A 15,763-nucleotide genomic window follows, 5' to 3' on the forward strand; every position below is an offset into this window, starting at 1 on the left:
CCTCAATGAGAGTCCCGATCGGGCCAAAAACCGCGGCACTCACCCCATATCAGGCTCAGTATAAATACTGAAGAATTCGCCCCGCCAGAATAAACAGCTTAACGAATTACACCAACGCCTGTTTAATTCGCATTGCGGTGAATCGCCAGCCCTTTCCGCCCACGCCCTCGGGTGGGCGGAGTCCTCTCTGCTCCCTTAAACGCGGTCAAACAGCTGCCCGCCACTCAACCCACTACCAGGAGGTGAACCGTGCCTATCAAACTGATGGCCGCATCCCGCAAGCGCCCCGGCCTGACCCGGGCCGAGTACCAGCGCTACATCGAGTTCTACCACGGCACCATTGCCCGCCAGGAGCGCCTCAAGATCGACTCCTACGTCCAGAACCATGTCATCGATGGCGCCTGGGGCCTCCTGAGCGACGCTGACCACGAGAACAAGGTCGTGGATCGGGACGCCGTAGTGGAACTCTCCTTCAAGAGCTTCCGCGACATGATGGAGACCCTGGAACCCGCCGTTCCCTCCGCCGCCTCCGCCGATGGCCAGTACTTCGCCAACGAGAGCACCAATATCATCGTCATGGCCGAGGAGGAGGAGATCCCCGTCCCCACCCCCCTGACCACCTTCAACCCCGGCCTGGGCATCGTTCGGGGCGTGGGCGCCATGAAGGTCCTGCAGTACGTCATGCGGGACGAAGACGTCTATCCCGAGGACTACAAGAAGTTCTGGCGCATGGCCCACGAGGAGGCCGTGGAGAAGTCCCCCTACTACAAGGAGCAGGCCCGTCGCGTCCAGGCCAACTGGCGCTGCCGCGCCAATGACAACGATGGCGCCGCCCGCAAGCACTTCAAGATGGTCGATCCTCCGACCTACGACCTGGTGGTCGCCCACTGGTTCGACACCATGGAGCAGGTGGGCGCCTTCCGCCAGTACGTGGAAGCCATGCAGAACGCCACGGGCCCCAAGTTCGCCAACTGGTCCAAGTCCTTCTTCCTCTACACCAAGCAGATCGTGATCGTCCGCGATACGCCCCTGAGCTGAGCCCATCGAACGACAAGGAGCCCCCATGTCCACGCCCGAGACCAAGCAGTACACCTTCAAAGACTGGTATCCCACCACCAAGGCCAAGGCCCAGCAGCCCGACCTCAGCCCTGAGGAGAAGGCCCGCCCCTTCGCCAAGTATTTCTACGAGGAGATCCCCCAGCCCGATCCCGCCCACTACGCGATGATGGAAAAGCCCTGCGACCCCGCCAAGGCCCTCCACCCCTCCCGGATGAACGAGCTCCTCAATCCGGGCTACCTGGATGTGGAGATCGGGTGGTGCAACCTTCCCGATGGTGCCGGATTCATCGCCAATAAGATCGTCTACCCCGGTGTGACCGCCGAAATGGTCGACTGGTGGTTCGCCTGGCATCCCCTGGAGGATCTCCGTTACCGCATCTGGTACCCCCCCCAGCACGGCGGCATCCACCTCAGCCCCGAGGGCCGCAAACGGATTCTCGATGAGAGCATCCCCATGTCCGAGCGCAACTGGGGCGTGGTCCACCACGTCACCGAGAACTGCGACTGCGGCATGGAGAACATCACCATCAGCTTCCTGTCCCCCAAGGATTACGGCTTCGACATGACCCGCTTCAAGCAGCCCAATGTGGCGACCTTCGCCGGTGGCCAGGGCTGGGCCGTCACCGTGGACAAGAACGACGAGTCCATCACGGCCCCCGCCATGATGTGCCACATCTTCCGGGACACCCCCGAAGGTCTGGAGCACCGCACCCGCTTCTGGCTGGGCTACCGCCTCTCCAATGGCGTCCCAGAGTGCACCCTGCCCCCCGGCGTCGCGGTGCCTTCCGTCGCCGTCCAGGGCCTCGCCCGGCACAACGTGAAGGAATTCACCCGCTTCAAGCACTTCCTGCCCCGCATCTACGCCGAATTCGGCGGAAAGATGCTGGCCTAGCTTGTAAATTCCACCACCAAGACACCAAGGGCACCAAGTTACACGAAGAAAGAAGCAAGCTGGTGCGCCCAGAGGGATCGCTCAGCACTTGGTGATTTCTTGGTGCCCGCGTGACCTGGTGATGGAAGTCCTTTTTTCTGCAATCGCGGGAGCACCTTTTGTTCAAGAACAAGTTCGGTCTCAAACTGACCATCCTTTCGATCTCCCTGCTCCTGATGGCGCGGATGACCATTTCCGCAGCCCTGGCGGAGATCGGCAAGGCCTTCCCCGGCGTGAGCCAGGCCGCCCTGATGAACATGGTGGCCATCCCCTCCCTGGTGGCCATCCCCTTTGCCATCCTCTCGGGCTTCCTGAGCACCCGGATCAGCAAGAAGGGACTGGTGCTCACAGGCTTGGCCTTCTTCATGGTGGGCGGCGTGGGGCCGATGTTCCTGAGCGGCTTTAATTCCATCCTGGTCTGCCGGGCCCTGCTGGGCGCGGGGACCGGCCTCTTCATCCCCATGGCCGCGGGCCTCTTCGACGACTTCTTTGACGGCGAGGAGCGCAACAGCCTGGTGGGCGTCCAGAGCACCTTTGTAGGCCTGGGCAACATCGTCACCAGCCTGCTCGCGGGCGTGCTGGCCACCATATCCTGGCGTTTCTCCTTCCTGATGTACGCCCTGGGCGCCGTGGTCATGCTGGCGGTGTTCCTCAAGCTGCCCGAGCCCCCCCGGGTCGCGGCCGCCAAGGGGGAGAAAGCAACCTTGAACGCCCGGCTCTTCTTCGTCCTGGGGGCCTCCTTCCTCTACGCGGTGATCTACTTCGCCTTCTTCGGGTACCTGGCCTTTGTGATCGAGGGACGCCACATGGGCAATGCCGCCTCCGCAGGCGCAGGCATCATGTTCATGACCCTCGGCTCCATGCTGAGCGGACTGGCCTTCGGCCTCTGTCTCCGCGGCATGAAGGGATTCGTGCTCCCCGTGGCCCTGCTGCTGAACTTCCTGGGTTTCTTCACCCTTTCCATCGCCGGGAGCCTGCCGGTGGTCCTGGGAGGGGCCTTCGTCATCGGGCTCGGCTTCTCCCTCACCATGGCCTACGCCTGCATGAAGAGCATGGATGCGGTGGGCAAGGCCGGGAGCACCATGGCCACTGGCCTCTTCCAGACCGCCCTCAGCCTTGGCACCGCCGTCTCCCCCTTCATCCTCCAGGGGCTCGGCAAGCTCTTCCACAACCATGACGGCCAGTTCATGTTCCGGCTCTGCGCCTTCGCCCTGCTGGCGGCGGCCGTGATCGCCCTGGTCCTCTCCTTCCGAGGGAACAGGGATGTGGATGGCCTGGAGCTGCGGCCCACCGCCGAATAGCACCTCCCCCGTTCCACGCGACAGGCCCCTTCGGGGGCCTGTTCTGCATGCACAAGCCAGAATGCCGTTCAGCTCGATGGCCAAGGATCGCGCTTTCCCGGAGGAGAAAAGCCGGTTGGCTGCGGAGGGATTGGATGCACACGAATAAGGGACGCCCGGGTTATCGGCGTTGTGAGGCTTGATCTCTCCGGCCGCGCATGGACTAAAAAACGCCTCATATTTGTCATCCTGTTCATCCTGGCTAAAAACAAAAAGAAGAGGAATAGCCAGGATGAAGGGGATTCAGGGGATAAGGCGTGCCAACAAGCGGTAAAGCCAATCGCCCAGGAGCGTGAAGCAACTGGGCAGATCCAAAGAAGCCCACCTGAGCGCCTGAGACTGGTTCAGTGAGGGAGAGGTATGAACGCCTACGCCAGAACCAGTCCCCTGCTCCACCGATACCAGGCATCCAGATCACCGATTCATGCCCTTTACCATCCATGGGAGCATCCGGATTGCTATCCGCGATGGCTACCATCGCAAATCCCGATAATTCCGGGCAACCATCCGCGTTAGCCTATTCGATAACAATCGCCTGATATATCCGATCCGAGACGGGCGCGCGGTGGATCCGGGCTGGACCTCGAGTCCATGGCCTGGATGGAGCGCGAGTTTTTTCATCTATTTACGGCTGTTTTGGACAGCACAGGAGCAGAACGTGACATCCTACCCTCACCTCAACAGCCCCATCAAGATCGGCAAGTTCACCTACCGGAACCGCATCGAAGGCGCTCCCACCATCTTCTCCAGCCTGGCCCTAGTCCCCTTCCTCACCGAGAAGATCCTGCGCATGCAGGAGGACCGCGCCAAGGGCGGCTGCGCCAGCGTCGTGAACGGCGAGATCCCGGTCAATTTCGACGACTCGCTGCGCCCGGTCGTGACGGGCGACGGCAAGATGATCAAGCTGGCAGTGGACTACAAGGATTTCAGCTCCCCTGCCTTCGCCATCTTCCAGAAGAACGCCCAGGTCATCAAGAAGCACGGCGCCGTGGCCGTGGCCGAACTCTCCCACTTCGGCATCGAGAAGCCTCTCCTGGAGGATGGCATCCAGCCCCTGGGCCCCGTGGCCTACACCAAGCCCGACGGCACCCCCGTCCGCGCCTTCGACGCCGATAGCATGGCCAAGGTCGCCAATGACTTCGCAGAGTCCGCCGCCTTCATGCAGGCCGCGGGCTTCGATGGCGTCTTCGTCCACTGCGGCCACGGCTGGATGATCGGCCAGTTCCTCTCCCCCCGGAACAACAGCCGGACCGACGAGTACGGCGGCAGCATCGAGAATCGGGGCCGCTTCCCCCTGGCCATCCTCAAGGCCATCCGTGAGCGTTGCGGCCAGGACTTCCTCATCGAGATCCGTCTCAGCGGCCAGGAGAACCTCCCCGGAGGCATCACCCTGGAAGATACCGTGGGCTTCTGCAAGCTGCTCGAAGGCGCGGGCCTGGTGGACCTGATCCACATCTCCGCCGGTCACTACTACAGCCCTGCCCGCTCCAACGAGTTCTCCACCATCTTCCGCCCCCACGGCCTCAATGCCGACTACGCCGCCGCCGTAAAGAGGGCCGTCAGCATCCCCGTCGCCGTAGTGGGCGGCATCACCACCGCCGAGGACGCGGAGAAGATCATCGCCGAGGGCAAGGCCGACATTGTCTCCATGGGCCGCCAGATGATCGCGGATCCCGCCTTCGCCAACAAGGCGGCTGCCGGAAAGGGTGACGAGATCCGGGCCTGCCTCCGCTGCTGCATCTGCTACCCCGGCCCCTCCGGCGAGCACCGCACCGATCCTCCGGGACGCCACTTCCCGGGCCTGGGCTCCTGCACCATCAACCCCTACAACGTGAACTCTTTCTCCCACCACAAGGTGCTCCCCGAGGACATGCCCAAGCCCACGGGCTCCCGCAGGGTCCTCATCGTGGGCGGTGGCCCCGGCGGCATGCAGGCGGCCATCGATGCGGCAGACCGCGGCCACAAGGTGACCTTGATCGACAACGCCGAGCGCCTGGGAGGCACCCTGCGCCTGACGGACTGCGACTTCTACAAGCAGGACCTCTTCCAGTTCAAGGAGCTCCTGGTCCGCGAAGTCGGCAAACGCCCCATCGAGGTAAAGCTCAGCACCCAGGTCACCCCCGAGATGGTGAAGGACTTCGCCCCCGAAGCCCTGATCCTCGCCATCGGCGCTGATCCCGCCATGCCCCCCATCCCGGGCATCGAAAAGGCAGTCAAGGCCTTCGACACCTACTTCATGCCCGATGCCCAGATCGGCAAGCGGGTCGTCATGGTGGGCGGTGGCTTGGTGGGTTGTGAAGTGGGCCTCGAACTGGTCAAGAAGGGTCACGAGGTCATCGTCATCGAGATGGTGGAGCGCCTGGTGGCCGAGGCCATCGGCATCCACCGCACCGCTCTCCTGGACGAAATGGACCGGGTCGGGATCACCTCGATGGTCAGGACCAAGTGCAGGGAGATCAAGGACAGCGGTGTCGTGGTCGTGGATGCCGAGGGCCAGGAGATCACCATCCCTGCGGACACCGTGGTCATCGGCCTGGGCTACAGGGCCCGTTCCGAAGCCGCCAAGGCGCTGCGGGAGGCTGCGGGAGCCATCCCGGTCTTCGAGATCGGCGACTGCCTCAAGGCCGCCAAGGTGGGCGAAGCCGTCCAGCAGGGCTACACGGCGGCCATGTCCATCGTGTAGGGCTTCAGCGCGGCGGCTCCTCCCAGGCCTCCCGCCCGAGATGGTCCAGGAAGAGCCGCAGCGCCGGAGGCACCGCCTCCTCCCGCCAGAAGAGCATCAGGCCCACCTCCCCCTTGCCCTCAGGGAACGCGAAGGCCTTGAAGCGGTCGGTGTTGCGCTCCGCCTGAGGGAGCCCGATGATGGCGATCCCATGCCCCAGCTCCACGTAGGTCAGGAGCGCGTCGAAGCTGGCGACCTCCACGACGGCGCGGGGCCGGAAGCCCAGCTCCCCACAGTTCCGAACAGCCGCGGCGTAGCCCCCGGGGCTCACCTCCCGGGAGACGAGAATCAGGTCCAGCTCGGCAAAATCAGGGGGCTCCAGGACCGTCTTGGCCGCCAGGGGGTGCTGCCGGGAAATCACCCAGCACCCCTGGCGGACCCCCAGGAGTCGGCTGGAACAGCCTCCGAGGGAGTCCGCCTCGAAGGAGAGGGTGAAGAGGAGATCCGCCGCCCCCACCAGCAGCGCCTCCCGCGCCTTCCCCAGGTTGAGGCGGATGATCTGGAACTGGATGCCCGGGTGGACGTCCATGAAATCCCGGAGCAGACCCTGGAGGGGATCCAGCACCATGGCCTCGGGGATGACCAGGCGGATCTGGCCGCCTGCCCCCTGGGCCAACTCCTGGGCCTTCGCCACCGAGCGTTCCAGGTGGGCAAAGAGGGCCCGCACCTCCGCCGCGAAGGCCGCCCCCGCCGGGGTCAGGGTGACCCCCCGGTGCTCCCGCCTGAAGAGCAGGAGCCCCATCTCCGCCTCCAGGAGCGCCACCTGCTTGCTCAGGGGGGGCTGGGAGATGTGGAGCCGCCGCGCCGCCTCGGTATAGCTTAGACAGTCGGCCACCGCCAGGAAGTAGCGGAGCTGGGTCAGGCTGAGGTTCATGGACATGGGCTTCTCAGAGTTCGATGCGGAGGGGCCCCTTGAAGGCCTCCATCACCAGGGAGGCGGGCTTGCCGAGCTGGACCAGTTGGGCCATGGCCTTCATGGCGGGGTGGATGTGGCGGAAGTAGATTCTGTAATCTTCGCACAGGACGTTCAGGCCCGGCTCTCCTTCCGCGGTCCGGACAAAGCGATGCTTTGGGCACTCCCCCCGGCAGGCGAAGCGGACATCGCATGCCATGCAGGTCCTGGGGAGCCGGGCCTTGGCGGCCCCGAATCCCCGCCGGGCCTCCTCCCCCGCCAGGGCCTCCAGGCTCATCGCCTTCACGCTCCCCAGCCGGAACTCCGGATAGACGTAGTGGTCGCAAGCGTAAACCTCCCCGTCGGCCTCCACCACCAGGGACTGCCCGCAGCGCTCCGAGAAGACGCAGACCGTGGAAGGCAGCCCCAGCCAGGCGCCGAGGGCCCACTCGAAGTTCTGCACGAAGACCTTGCCCACGTCCCAACGGACCCACTGATCGAAGACCGAGGTCAAGAAGATCCCGTACTGGCTCTGCGGGACCGACCAGGGGGCCAGACGCGGACCGTCGTCGGACAGGCTCGCCGGGGTCCCGTGGCGATAGCCCTTGGCCGCCTCCGCAACATCCGGCAGGCGCTCCACCACGGGACTGAACTGGAGGTGGTGGCAGCCCATGGAGACGAAGAATTCGTATATTTGGGCGCCCTTCCCGACGGAAGCAGCCCCAACGGTGCAAAGGATATTGAAAGGAATACCGTGGGCCCTCACCAGGTCCAGGGCCGCCATGACCCGGACGAAGGTGCCCTGCCCCTGCCGGTCCCGGCGGTGGGCGTCATGGACTTCCTCGGGACCATCCAGGCTGATGCCCAGGGAGAAGCCCCCCTCCTTGAGAAAGGCGCACCAGGTCTCGTCCAACAGGAGCCCGTTGGTCTGAATGGCGTTGGTGATCGTCTTCCCCCCGGCGTAGCGGGCCTGGAGGGCCAGGGCCCGGCGGTAGAAGTCGATCCCCGCCAGGAGGGGCTCGCCCCCCTGCCAGACGAAGCTCACCTCCGGCGCTGCCACCCCCTGGATATAGGTCCGGATGTAGGCCTCCAGCACTTCGTCGGACATCACCGTCGGACCCGGGAAGAGCGACGCCTTCTCCAGGTAGAAGCAGTAGTGGCAGTCCAGGTTGCAGGCAGGACCGCAGGGCTTGGCCATCAGGTGCACGGAGGGGTTCATGTTATCTCCTTCATTCGCAAAACCCGGTGGCCGCATATGCGACCACCGGGAAATATAGTCCGCCTGGAGCGGGAATTCAGTGGGCGGCTGGAGCCGCTCCCTGGGGCCCGCCGGGCCTGGGGGCCTCGGGCTTGATCTCCACGATCAGGTCCCCCATCTTCCCGCTGAAGGGGAACTCCCCTCGGTCGCGGTAGTCCTCGCTGGTGGGAAGGACGGCGTCCCGGCCGACACAGAAGGGGTCAAAGGTGCAGACAGCCTTGAAGGTCTTGGGTAGCACCACCTCGCCCACGGGACGATCGTTGATGAAGAGCCTCCCCACCCCCTGGAAGAACCCGGCCTTCTGGAACTCGTAATTGAGGGTCGACTTGCCCATGGGCACCTTCTCGGTGGAGACCACCCGGAAATGCTGGCCGTAGTAGTTGTAGTCGTAGACCAGCCGGTCGTCCTTCACGTAGAGGGTGTAGCCACCGGCGGGCTCGCCCATGGCCACAAGGACGCCCTCGTCCTTGGCGCTGCGGCGCTCCACGGTGGTGGTGAAGGAATAGGCGCGGTTGTTGAGCTGGGGCGCGGCCATCGTGTTGATGGGCCCCATCTTGGGGGAGTAGGTGAAACGGCTGCGGGCTGCGGGGGAGTATGACGGAATGAAGACCATGTCCGCCAGGGAACCCTCCTTCAGGATCGCGCCGTGGGAGGCCACCTCTGAGGCCCAGAGCTTCTTCAGGGCCTCGAGCCGCTCCGGCTGCTGGGCGGCCAGGTTCTTCGACTCGGAGTAGTCCTCACTGACGTGGTAGAGCTCCCAGGTGTCCTGGTCAAAGCTGCTGCCCTTCCGGTGGGTGGCGATGGCCTTCCAGCCGTCCTGGTAGATGGAGCGGTTGCTGGCGAAGAGGTAGTACTGCACATCATGGCCCGTCCTGGCCTTGGCGTCCGTGAAGGTCGGCGCCAGACTTACCCCGTGCAGCGGCATCTGCTCGATCCCGTGGAAGGTGGCGGGCATCTTCGTCTGGAGCACATCCAGCACGGTGGGCGTGATGTCCGTGATGTGGGCGTACTGGGTGCGGACTTGGCTGTCGGCCTTGATGCCCTGGGGCCAGGAGATCACCAGCGGCGTCCTCACGCCGCCCGCGTAGACATCCCCCTTGTATTCGGGGAAGGGGGTGTTGCCCGCCATGGCCCAGCCCTGAGGATAGAGGGCCTCCATGCGGGGACCGCCGATCTCCTCGATGCGGGGCAGCAGCTCTGCCACGGTCTGGGGGGTGAAGCTGAACCACTTGGCGAAGTTGTCCAGGCCGTTCTCCCCACCGCTGTTGGTGGCACCGTTGTCCGAGAGGAGGACGACCATCGTCTTCTCGTACTGCCCGGTGGCCTTCAGGTGTTCGATGAGGCGGCCGATCTGCTCGTCGGCATGGGTGATGTACCCCGCGTAGGTCTCCATGAAGCGGGCCGCCAGGCGCCGCTCGTCCGCGGACATCTGGGCCCAGGGCTTGACCTTGGCATCCCGGGGATGGAGGACGGTGTTGGCCGGGATGATCCCCATCCGCTTCTGGCGTTCGAAGCGCTCCTCGCGGAGCACATCCCAACCCTTGTCGTACTGGCCCCGGTACATGTCGATGTATTTCCGGGGCACCTGATGGGGCGAGTGGGAGGCGCCGAAAGCCACGTATTCAAAAAAGGGCTTGCTGGGGTAGTTGGCTACGTGGTCCGTCAGGAACTGGCAGGCGTGGTCCACCAGGTCCTCGGAGAGGTGGTAGCCGGCCTTCTGCGGGACCGGCAGGAAGTGGTTGTCCTCGGTCAGCTGCGGAAAGAACTGGTTGGTCTCGCCATCCAGGTAGCCGTAGTAGCGCCCGAAACCCTTGGCCAGGGGCCAGTAGTCGAAGGGCCCGGCAGGGGTGCAGCTGTTCAGGGGCGCCGCGTGCCACTTACCCACGGCGTAAGTGCCATAGCCGCTGTCCTGGAGCACCTGGGCCACCGTGGCGGCGTTGTGGGAGATGCGGCCGCGCATATCGGGTCGGCTGGGCCCCAGGTCCACGTTGGCTACGTTTCCCATGCCCACCGCATTGTTGTCCCGGCCGGTGAGCAGCGAGGCCCGGGTGGGGGAGCTGACGGGGCAGACGTTGAAGTTGTTGTATCGGAGGCCCTGGGCGGCCAGCTTGTCGATGTTGGGGGTCCTGATCTCGGAGCCGAAGGCCCCCAGATCCGCGAAGCCCAGATCGTCCAGGACGATGACGACGACATTGGGCTTGGCCGCAACCTGGACGGGGGCCGGAGAGGGCGCCTGCCCAGCGGCGGGCAGGGCCAGGGCCGCCCCCAGGCAGGCCAGCAGGGTCATGCGGCCCAGCGAGGCATGGCGCCTCAATCCGTGGATGGTAGTGCTCATTCCATGCTCCTTCCTGATGGCATGAATCAATCGGCCCATGGCCGAAGGGCCGACGGCCCCGGAAAGCCCGGAGCCGTCGGCGTCTGGTGGCTGGGACTAGAAGAGGTAGACGACCTGAGCCGTGAGGTACTTCTGGCTGTCGGTGGCCACACGGTATCCCGTGCCGCCGATGGTCCCCAGGGAGCCGAGGTCCTTGAAGGCCAGGGGATCGGTGGTCTTCATGAGGCCGTAGGCGGCCTTGAGGATGGTCCCCTCGAAGACCGTGACCTCGCCCGAGAGCTCGAAGCCCTTGTGGTTGTCGGCGATGCCAGCCGGAGAGGGCGAACTCCAGTTGATGGGGTTGTTCCAGACCATGGGGTTGGCGTTGCCCAGGATATCGAAGCCCGCATCAGCCTTGCGGTACTGCACCGCCAGTCCGAAGGTGCCGGGACGGAAGGGATGGGCGCCCAGGGTCTTGGCCGTGACGTACCAAGCCGTGGGATCTTTCTTGACGGTGGAGGCGGCGGCGGGGAAGGCCCCCTCGGCCAGATCGACGGTGAAAGAACGGGCCTTCTCGGCGGTGTTCTTGGAATACTCGCCAGAGAGGGTGAACCAGGGAATATTGTTGCTGACGTACTTGTACTCCGCGCCCACGGCGTAGGACTTGTATTTCTTCTCGGCGGCCTCGGAACTCACGTCGGCCGTGTAGGCCACCGACAGGGTCAGGCCTTTCATGGGGCGAACCTTCAGGTCACCGAAGAAGTAACTGGCCGTGCTTGCGTTGTAGATCGTGGAAGTGTAGGCGTCCAGCTGGTTGCCCCACTTGACGAGGTAGACGTTCGAGCTCACCAGATCAGTGTTCAGGGAGAGCCAGGCGCCATCGCTGACCGGCGCGCCGCCGATGGTCCCCAGCCCGATCTCTGGCATGAAGCGCCCCAGGGCGAGCTCGGCGGGACCAAACTTGGTGGCGGCGTAGGCCTGCTTGATATTGAGTGCAGCCTTGGTGGTGCGGCCGCTCAGGGTCTCGCCCTGGAGCACTGCGTGGAAGCGGGTCCTGCCATTGAACTTCTTGTCGACGTTGAGCCAGAGGCTGGTGCGCGTCTCGCTCTTGGCGTTGGCGCCCGCGTTGCCGGATTCCGCAGGCGTTGTGATGTAGTTGCCATCCTGGCTCAGGTAGACATCCTCGGCCACCGGCCGGGGATTCTCGGTCCACTCGTAGCGGTAGCGCAGGAAGCCGGAGAACTCCAGACCTCCGAGACTCTTGGGGGCACCCTGGGCGGAAAGCCCGGAAACGAGGCCCATGGCGATGACACAACCCAAAATCTTATTCATATTTTCTCCCGATTAAGACAAAAGCTCAGCGAGCTTGAAAGTGGCCCACCCATCCTCCAAGCGATCGAAAAACGCATCTATGGCCTATCCGATATCCATATCCCTCCGTAGCCAGGGCATGGCCCACCCAGGCAAAGCCCAGGCGCGGTCGTACCATGCGCATACCCGTCCAAACCAATTCCGAAGCAATGCGCCATTAAATCGAATTAATCAGCGATTGCTCTAAAGCCTTTGACTGTGCCGTAGTGTCTGGACTATTTTTTGGCCCGTGAAACTATTTGTAAAATACCTTTTAGGAATGCAGCTATTCCAATCCGGAATAAACTGTCGCGGCATGATCTTCCCCGTAGCTACCGACCCAGGTGCCTCAGCGGGTGCCCGTACTCCGTCCAGGGGCTCTCGAAGAAGGCGGAGACCATGTCCGAGCTCAGCTCAGCCGCCGTGGCAGGATGCCACCCGGGCTGGCGGTCCTTGTCCACCACCAAGGCGCGGATGCCCTCCACGGCCTCGCTGCCCAGACCGTGGGGGCGGGGGCGGAAGCAGTGGCGCATGAGATCCCGCTCCATGCGGAGGTTGTCCGCCAGGCCCAGGCTGCGCCCCCGGCGCAGCTGCCGGAGGGTCACCGCCAGCATGAGGGGCGAGCGGACCTGCAGGATCTCCAGGGTGCGGCGGGCTAAGGGCGAGGGATCCCGGGCGAGGGAGGCCAGGATGGCCGCGAGGCTGGGAGCGCCGAAGTGGCGGTCGAAGGCCTCCCGGTGCTCCAGAAGGGGAGCGCCGGGCGCCTCCCCAGCGAAGCCCCTCGCCACCTCCAGGGGGGCCTCAGGGGAGGCCACCAGGGCTTCTTCCAGCTCTGGGAGCCGCGCGGAAGGCACGAAGAGGTCCGCCAGCCCCAGGGCCATGGCCTCGCCGGGCCCCAGGATCTGGCCCGTCAACCCCAGGAACTCCCCCATGGCGCCCGGCAGGCGGCTGAGGAAGTAGCCCCCCGCCACATCCGGGAAGAGCCCGATGTTCGTCTCCGGCATGGCCAGTCGGCTGTGCTCCGTCACGATCCGGAGCCGCGCCCCCTGGCTGATCCCCATGCCGCCCCCCATGGTGATGCCGTCCATCAGGGCGAGGTAGGGCTTGGGGTAGGTGTGGATGAAGTGGACCAGGGAGAACTCCTCGTTGAAGAAGTCCTCCACCCGGGGATCGCCAGCGACGGCCCAGTGGTAGAGCGCGCGGATGTCCCCACCGGCGCAGAAGACCGGTCCGCGGCCCGCCGGACAGGCCCCCCGGACCACCACACCCCTCACCTGATCATCCTCGCGCCAGAGGTGAAGCAGGCGGGTGATCTCCCGGAGCATGCCCAGACTGAGGGCGTTGAGGCTCCTGGGGCGGTTCAGGGTGATGAAGCCCAGGGAGCCCCGGAGCCCGGAGAGGATCTGACCTTCGTGCGGATCCATCACGCCCTTTTCCACCCCACCGTGCCGTCCTTGCGGTCCTCCAGGAGGATCCCCATGGACTTCAGCAGGTCCCGGATGCGATCGGATTCGGCCCAGTTCTTAGCGGCCTTGGCGGCCTTGCGCTGCTCGATGAGGGCCTCCACCTCGGCGTCCAGGTTGTCCTCCTCGTGGGGCCAGCCCTGGAAAATGGCATTGGTCTCATCCAGGAAGGCCAGCACGAAGTCCCGTTCCTCCCGGATGAGGGCGATGCGGTCATCCTGGGCGTTGAGGTCGCTCACCAAGGTGAAGATGGCCGCCAGGGCCTCGGGCGTATTGAGATCGTCGGCCATGGCCTCCCAGAAGGCGTGGCGGGCCTTTTCCACCCGCTCCACGGGATCCAGGGCCTCCTTCCATGGGCCATCCCCGGCCACATCCCCTGCCCCCTCCATGCGCTTGCGGAAGGTGCGGATGCGGTCCAGAGCGTTCTTGGCGGCCTTGAGGCCGTCGAAGCTGAAGTTCAGGAGCTTGCGGTAGTGGTTGGACTGGATGGCGTAGCGGAAGGTGATGGGGTCGTAGCCCTTCTCCACCAGATCCCGCAAGGTATAGAAGTTGCCCAGGGACTTGGACATCTTCTCGCCCTCCACCAGGAGGAACTCGCCGTGGACCCAGTGGTTGACCCACTTCTCACCCGTGGCACCCTCGCTCTGGGCGATCTCATTTTCATGGTGGGGGAAGACCAGATCGATGCCACCGGAGTGGATATCCAGCCTGGGCCCGAAGATGTCCATACTCATGGCCGAGCATTCGATGTGCCAGCCGGGACGTCCGGAACCCCAGGGGCTCTCCCAGCATGGCTCGCCGGGCTTGGTGGCCTTCCAGAGCACGAAGTCGCTGAGGGACTCGCGGTCGTATTCATCGGCGTCCACCGAGGTGCCGAGCTGCATTCCCTCGCGGTCCAGGTGGGCCAGACAGCCGTAGTGGGGGAGGCCCGCCACGCGGTAGTAGACGCTGCCATCGCGCTCGTATGCCAACCCGCGCTCTTCCAGCGTCTGGATGAGCGTGATCATCTGGGGGATGTAGGCCGTGGCCCGGGGCAGGTAGGCGAAGCCCTCCTGCGGGATGCCCACGGCGGCCAGATCCTCGAAGAAAGCCTGGGTGAAGCGATCCGTCAGGGCTTTCATGGCCTGATGGCGCTCCTCGTTGGAGGCAGCCTCCGGCAATTCCTTCTGGGAGTCGCGGATGATCTTGTCTTCGACATCCGTGATGTTCATGCAGTGACGGACCCCGTAGCCCGCCCCCTGGAAGGTGCGCTTCAGGAGGTCCTGGAAGAGGAAGGTCCGCAGGTTCCCGATGTGGGCGAAGTTGTAGACCGTGGGGCCGCAGGTGTAGAGGCTGATGGCCCCCGGCTCCAAAGGCGACACGGGCTCCACCCTCCGGGTCAGGGTGTTGAACAGGGCGATGGGGCGCAGCGAAGTCATAGTCCTACAGTTTTCCACCATTCCAGGTCGAATGCCACGGCTGGACCACGAAGCACCCGAAGGGTGAAGGAAGGACACGAAGAAAAGCGGGTGGCCGGGGATAAACGGGGATGCACGGGGATAGGCTTGGCGGAGTCGTTCAGGCCTCCGCCATGGAATGGGAACGGTGGGAAAAGCAGAACCGGCCGCGGATGAATTGGATAAACGCAGATAAAAGAAGTGGTCTACGGGCGGGGCACCTGGGCCTGCCCCGCAACGCGGGGGCGGACGGCGAAGCCGCCCGCGTTCAACAAGGGGGAGGGAGGCGATGGCACTCATACGTGCCTCCGCCTCCCTCCCCCTTGTTGAACCAGTCCCAGGTGCCCAGGTGGACTCCTTTGATCTGCGTGCATCCTGTTCATCGGTGGTTGAATGGGCCTTTGCTTTTCCTGGAACGGGGAGATCAAGCTTCGCAACGCCGATAACTGGGGCGTCCTCCATCCGCGTGTATCCCATTCATCCGCGGCTGAATGGCTTTGGTCTTTTCAGAGCACTTTGCGGTTTCAGGCTTCCCCGATCCCGCGCTTCACGAATTCGATCAGGTGCTCTGGCATGGTCCGGCTGCGGCCATCGGGACCGGCGACGAGGTGGACGGTCTCCCCCTCCACCAGACGCACACCGTCCCGGAGAATTTCGTATTCGAAGACCACCTTGCGGCGTCCCCCTTCCCTCATGCGGGTGTGCACCTCCACCAGCTCGTCATAGCGGGCCGGAGCGCGGAACTTGACCTTGATCTCGGCCACCGTGAGCATCACCCCCTGGGCCTCCCATTCAGAGTAGCTTTGCCCCAGCTCCCTCAGCCAATCGGAACGTCCCAGCTCCATCCATACGGGATAGACCGCATGGTGCACGATGCCCATGGCATCGGTTTCCGCGTAGCGGACACGAATGGGAGTAACGGTTTCCAGTGCCATATTTTCAGTCTACTTTACAACCCGCGACACGCGACGTGGTTACCATGGAGCCTGTCGCCGGTG

Annotated in this window: 11 protein-coding genes; 4 read left to right on the forward strand and 7 right to left on the reverse strand. The window is 64.3% G+C overall.

All coding sequences use genetic code 11. The features are described from left to right. The first annotated feature begins 249 nt into the window (after positions 1–249). The 4 genes from HOLFODRAFT_RS0217565 (at position 250) to HOLFODRAFT_RS0217580 (ending at position 6,013) form a co-directional block, all read left to right on the forward strand. The gene (locus HOLFODRAFT_RS0217565; RefSeq protein ID WP_005035143.1) at positions 250–1,038 is read left to right on the forward strand and encodes an EthD domain-containing protein; all 789 of its coding nucleotides are present in this window, start codon (positions 250–252) and stop codon (positions 1,036–1,038) included. 25 nt (positions 1,039–1,063) lie between these two features. Beyond that, complete coding sequence (locus HOLFODRAFT_RS0217570) at positions 1,064–1,951, forward strand: DAPG hydrolase family protein (protein WP_005035140.1); 888 nt, start codon at positions 1,064–1,066, stop codon at positions 1,949–1,951. A gap of 158 nt (positions 1,952–2,109) precedes the next feature. Further along, the gene (locus HOLFODRAFT_RS0217575) at positions 2,110–3,291 is read left to right on the forward strand and encodes an MFS transporter (RefSeq protein WP_005035137.1); all 1,182 of its coding nucleotides are present in this window, start codon (positions 2,110–2,112) and stop codon (positions 3,289–3,291) included. 697 nt (positions 3,292–3,988) lie between these two features. Then, entirely contained in the window at positions 3,989–6,013 is a 2,025-nt protein-coding gene (locus HOLFODRAFT_RS0217580; RefSeq protein WP_005035135.1) for an oxidoreductase, read from the forward strand. 4 nt (positions 6,014–6,017) lie between these two features. Here HOLFODRAFT_RS0217580 and HOLFODRAFT_RS23615 read toward each other — a convergent pair whose 3' ends face one another. The 7 genes from HOLFODRAFT_RS23615 to HOLFODRAFT_RS0217615 form a co-directional block, all read right to left on the reverse strand. Beyond that, positions 6,018–6,932: a LysR family transcriptional regulator gene (locus HOLFODRAFT_RS23615; RefSeq protein WP_005035134.1), complete on the reverse strand. Its 915-nt coding sequence runs from the start codon at positions 6,930–6,932 to the stop codon at positions 6,018–6,020. A gap of 7 nt (positions 6,933–6,939) precedes the next feature. Next, positions 6,940–8,163: an anaerobic sulfatase maturase gene (locus HOLFODRAFT_RS0217590; RefSeq protein ID WP_005035132.1), complete on the reverse strand. Its 1,224-nt coding sequence runs from the start codon at positions 8,161–8,163 to the stop codon at positions 6,940–6,942. 76 nt (positions 8,164–8,239) lie between these two features. Then, positions 8,240–10,537, reverse strand: coding sequence for an arylsulfatase (locus HOLFODRAFT_RS0217595; protein ID WP_005035130.1), 2,298 nt, complete (start codon positions 10,535–10,537; stop codon positions 8,240–8,242). Between the two features lie 96 nt (positions 10,538–10,633). Next, complete coding sequence (locus HOLFODRAFT_RS0217600; protein ID WP_005035128.1) at positions 10,634–11,848, reverse strand: hypothetical protein; 1,215 nt, start codon at positions 11,846–11,848, stop codon at positions 10,634–10,636. A 350-nt stretch (positions 11,849–12,198) separates the two neighbouring features. Beyond that, a complete protein-coding gene (locus tag HOLFODRAFT_RS0217605; RefSeq protein ID WP_005035125.1) occupies positions 12,199–13,290 on the reverse strand; it encodes an enoyl-CoA hydratase/isomerase family protein in 1,092 nt (363 codons plus the stop codon). Then, entirely contained in the window at positions 13,290–14,747 is a 1,458-nt protein-coding gene (gene cysS, locus HOLFODRAFT_RS0217610; protein WP_005035123.1) for a cysteine--tRNA ligase, read from the reverse strand. The genes HOLFODRAFT_RS0217605 and cysS overlap by 1 nt, the downstream gene beginning before the upstream one ends. A 542-nt stretch (positions 14,748–15,289) precedes the next feature. Further along, positions 15,290–15,700 (reverse strand): acyl-CoA thioesterase, encoded by a 411-nt coding sequence (locus HOLFODRAFT_RS0217615; protein WP_005035121.1) that lies wholly within the window; start codon positions 15,698–15,700, stop codon positions 15,290–15,292. Positions 15,701–15,763: the final 63 nt, after the last annotated feature.

The sequence above is a fragment of the Holophaga foetida DSM 6591 genome (genome assembly GCF_000242615.2).
Classification (GTDB): Bacteria; Acidobacteriota; Holophagae; order Holophagales; family Holophagaceae; genus Holophaga; species Holophaga foetida.

Excerpts from the sequence above, each read along its gene's own strand:
- HOLFODRAFT_RS0217595 (WP_005035130.1), bottom strand. The coding sequence starts at position 10,537 with ATGAGCACTACCATCCACGGATTGAGGCGCCATGCCTCGCTGGGCCGC.
- HOLFODRAFT_RS0217600 (WP_005035128.1), bottom strand. The coding sequence starts at position 11,848 with ATGAATAAGATTTTGGGTTGTGTCATCGCCATGGGCCTCGTTTCCGGG.
- cysS (WP_005035123.1), bottom strand. The coding sequence starts at position 14,747 with ATGACTTCGCTGCGCCCCATCGCCCTGTTCAACACCCTGACCCGGAGG.
- HOLFODRAFT_RS0217570 (WP_005035140.1), top strand. The coding sequence starts at position 1,064 with ATGTCCACGCCCGAGACCAAGCAGTACACCTTCAAAGACTGGTATCCC.
- HOLFODRAFT_RS0217615 (WP_005035121.1), bottom strand. The coding sequence starts at position 15,700 with ATGGCACTGGAAACCGTTACTCCCATTCGTGTCCGCTACGCGGAAACC.
- HOLFODRAFT_RS0217590 (WP_005035132.1), bottom strand. The coding sequence starts at position 8,163 with ATGAACCCCTCCGTGCACCTGATGGCCAAGCCCTGCGGTCCTGCCTGC.
- HOLFODRAFT_RS0217605 (WP_005035125.1), bottom strand. The coding sequence starts at position 13,290 with ATGGATCCGCACGAAGGTCAGATCCTCTCCGGGCTCCGGGGCTCCCTG.
- HOLFODRAFT_RS23615 (WP_005035134.1), bottom strand. The coding sequence starts at position 6,932 with ATGTCCATGAACCTCAGCCTGACCCAGCTCCGCTACTTCCTGGCGGTG.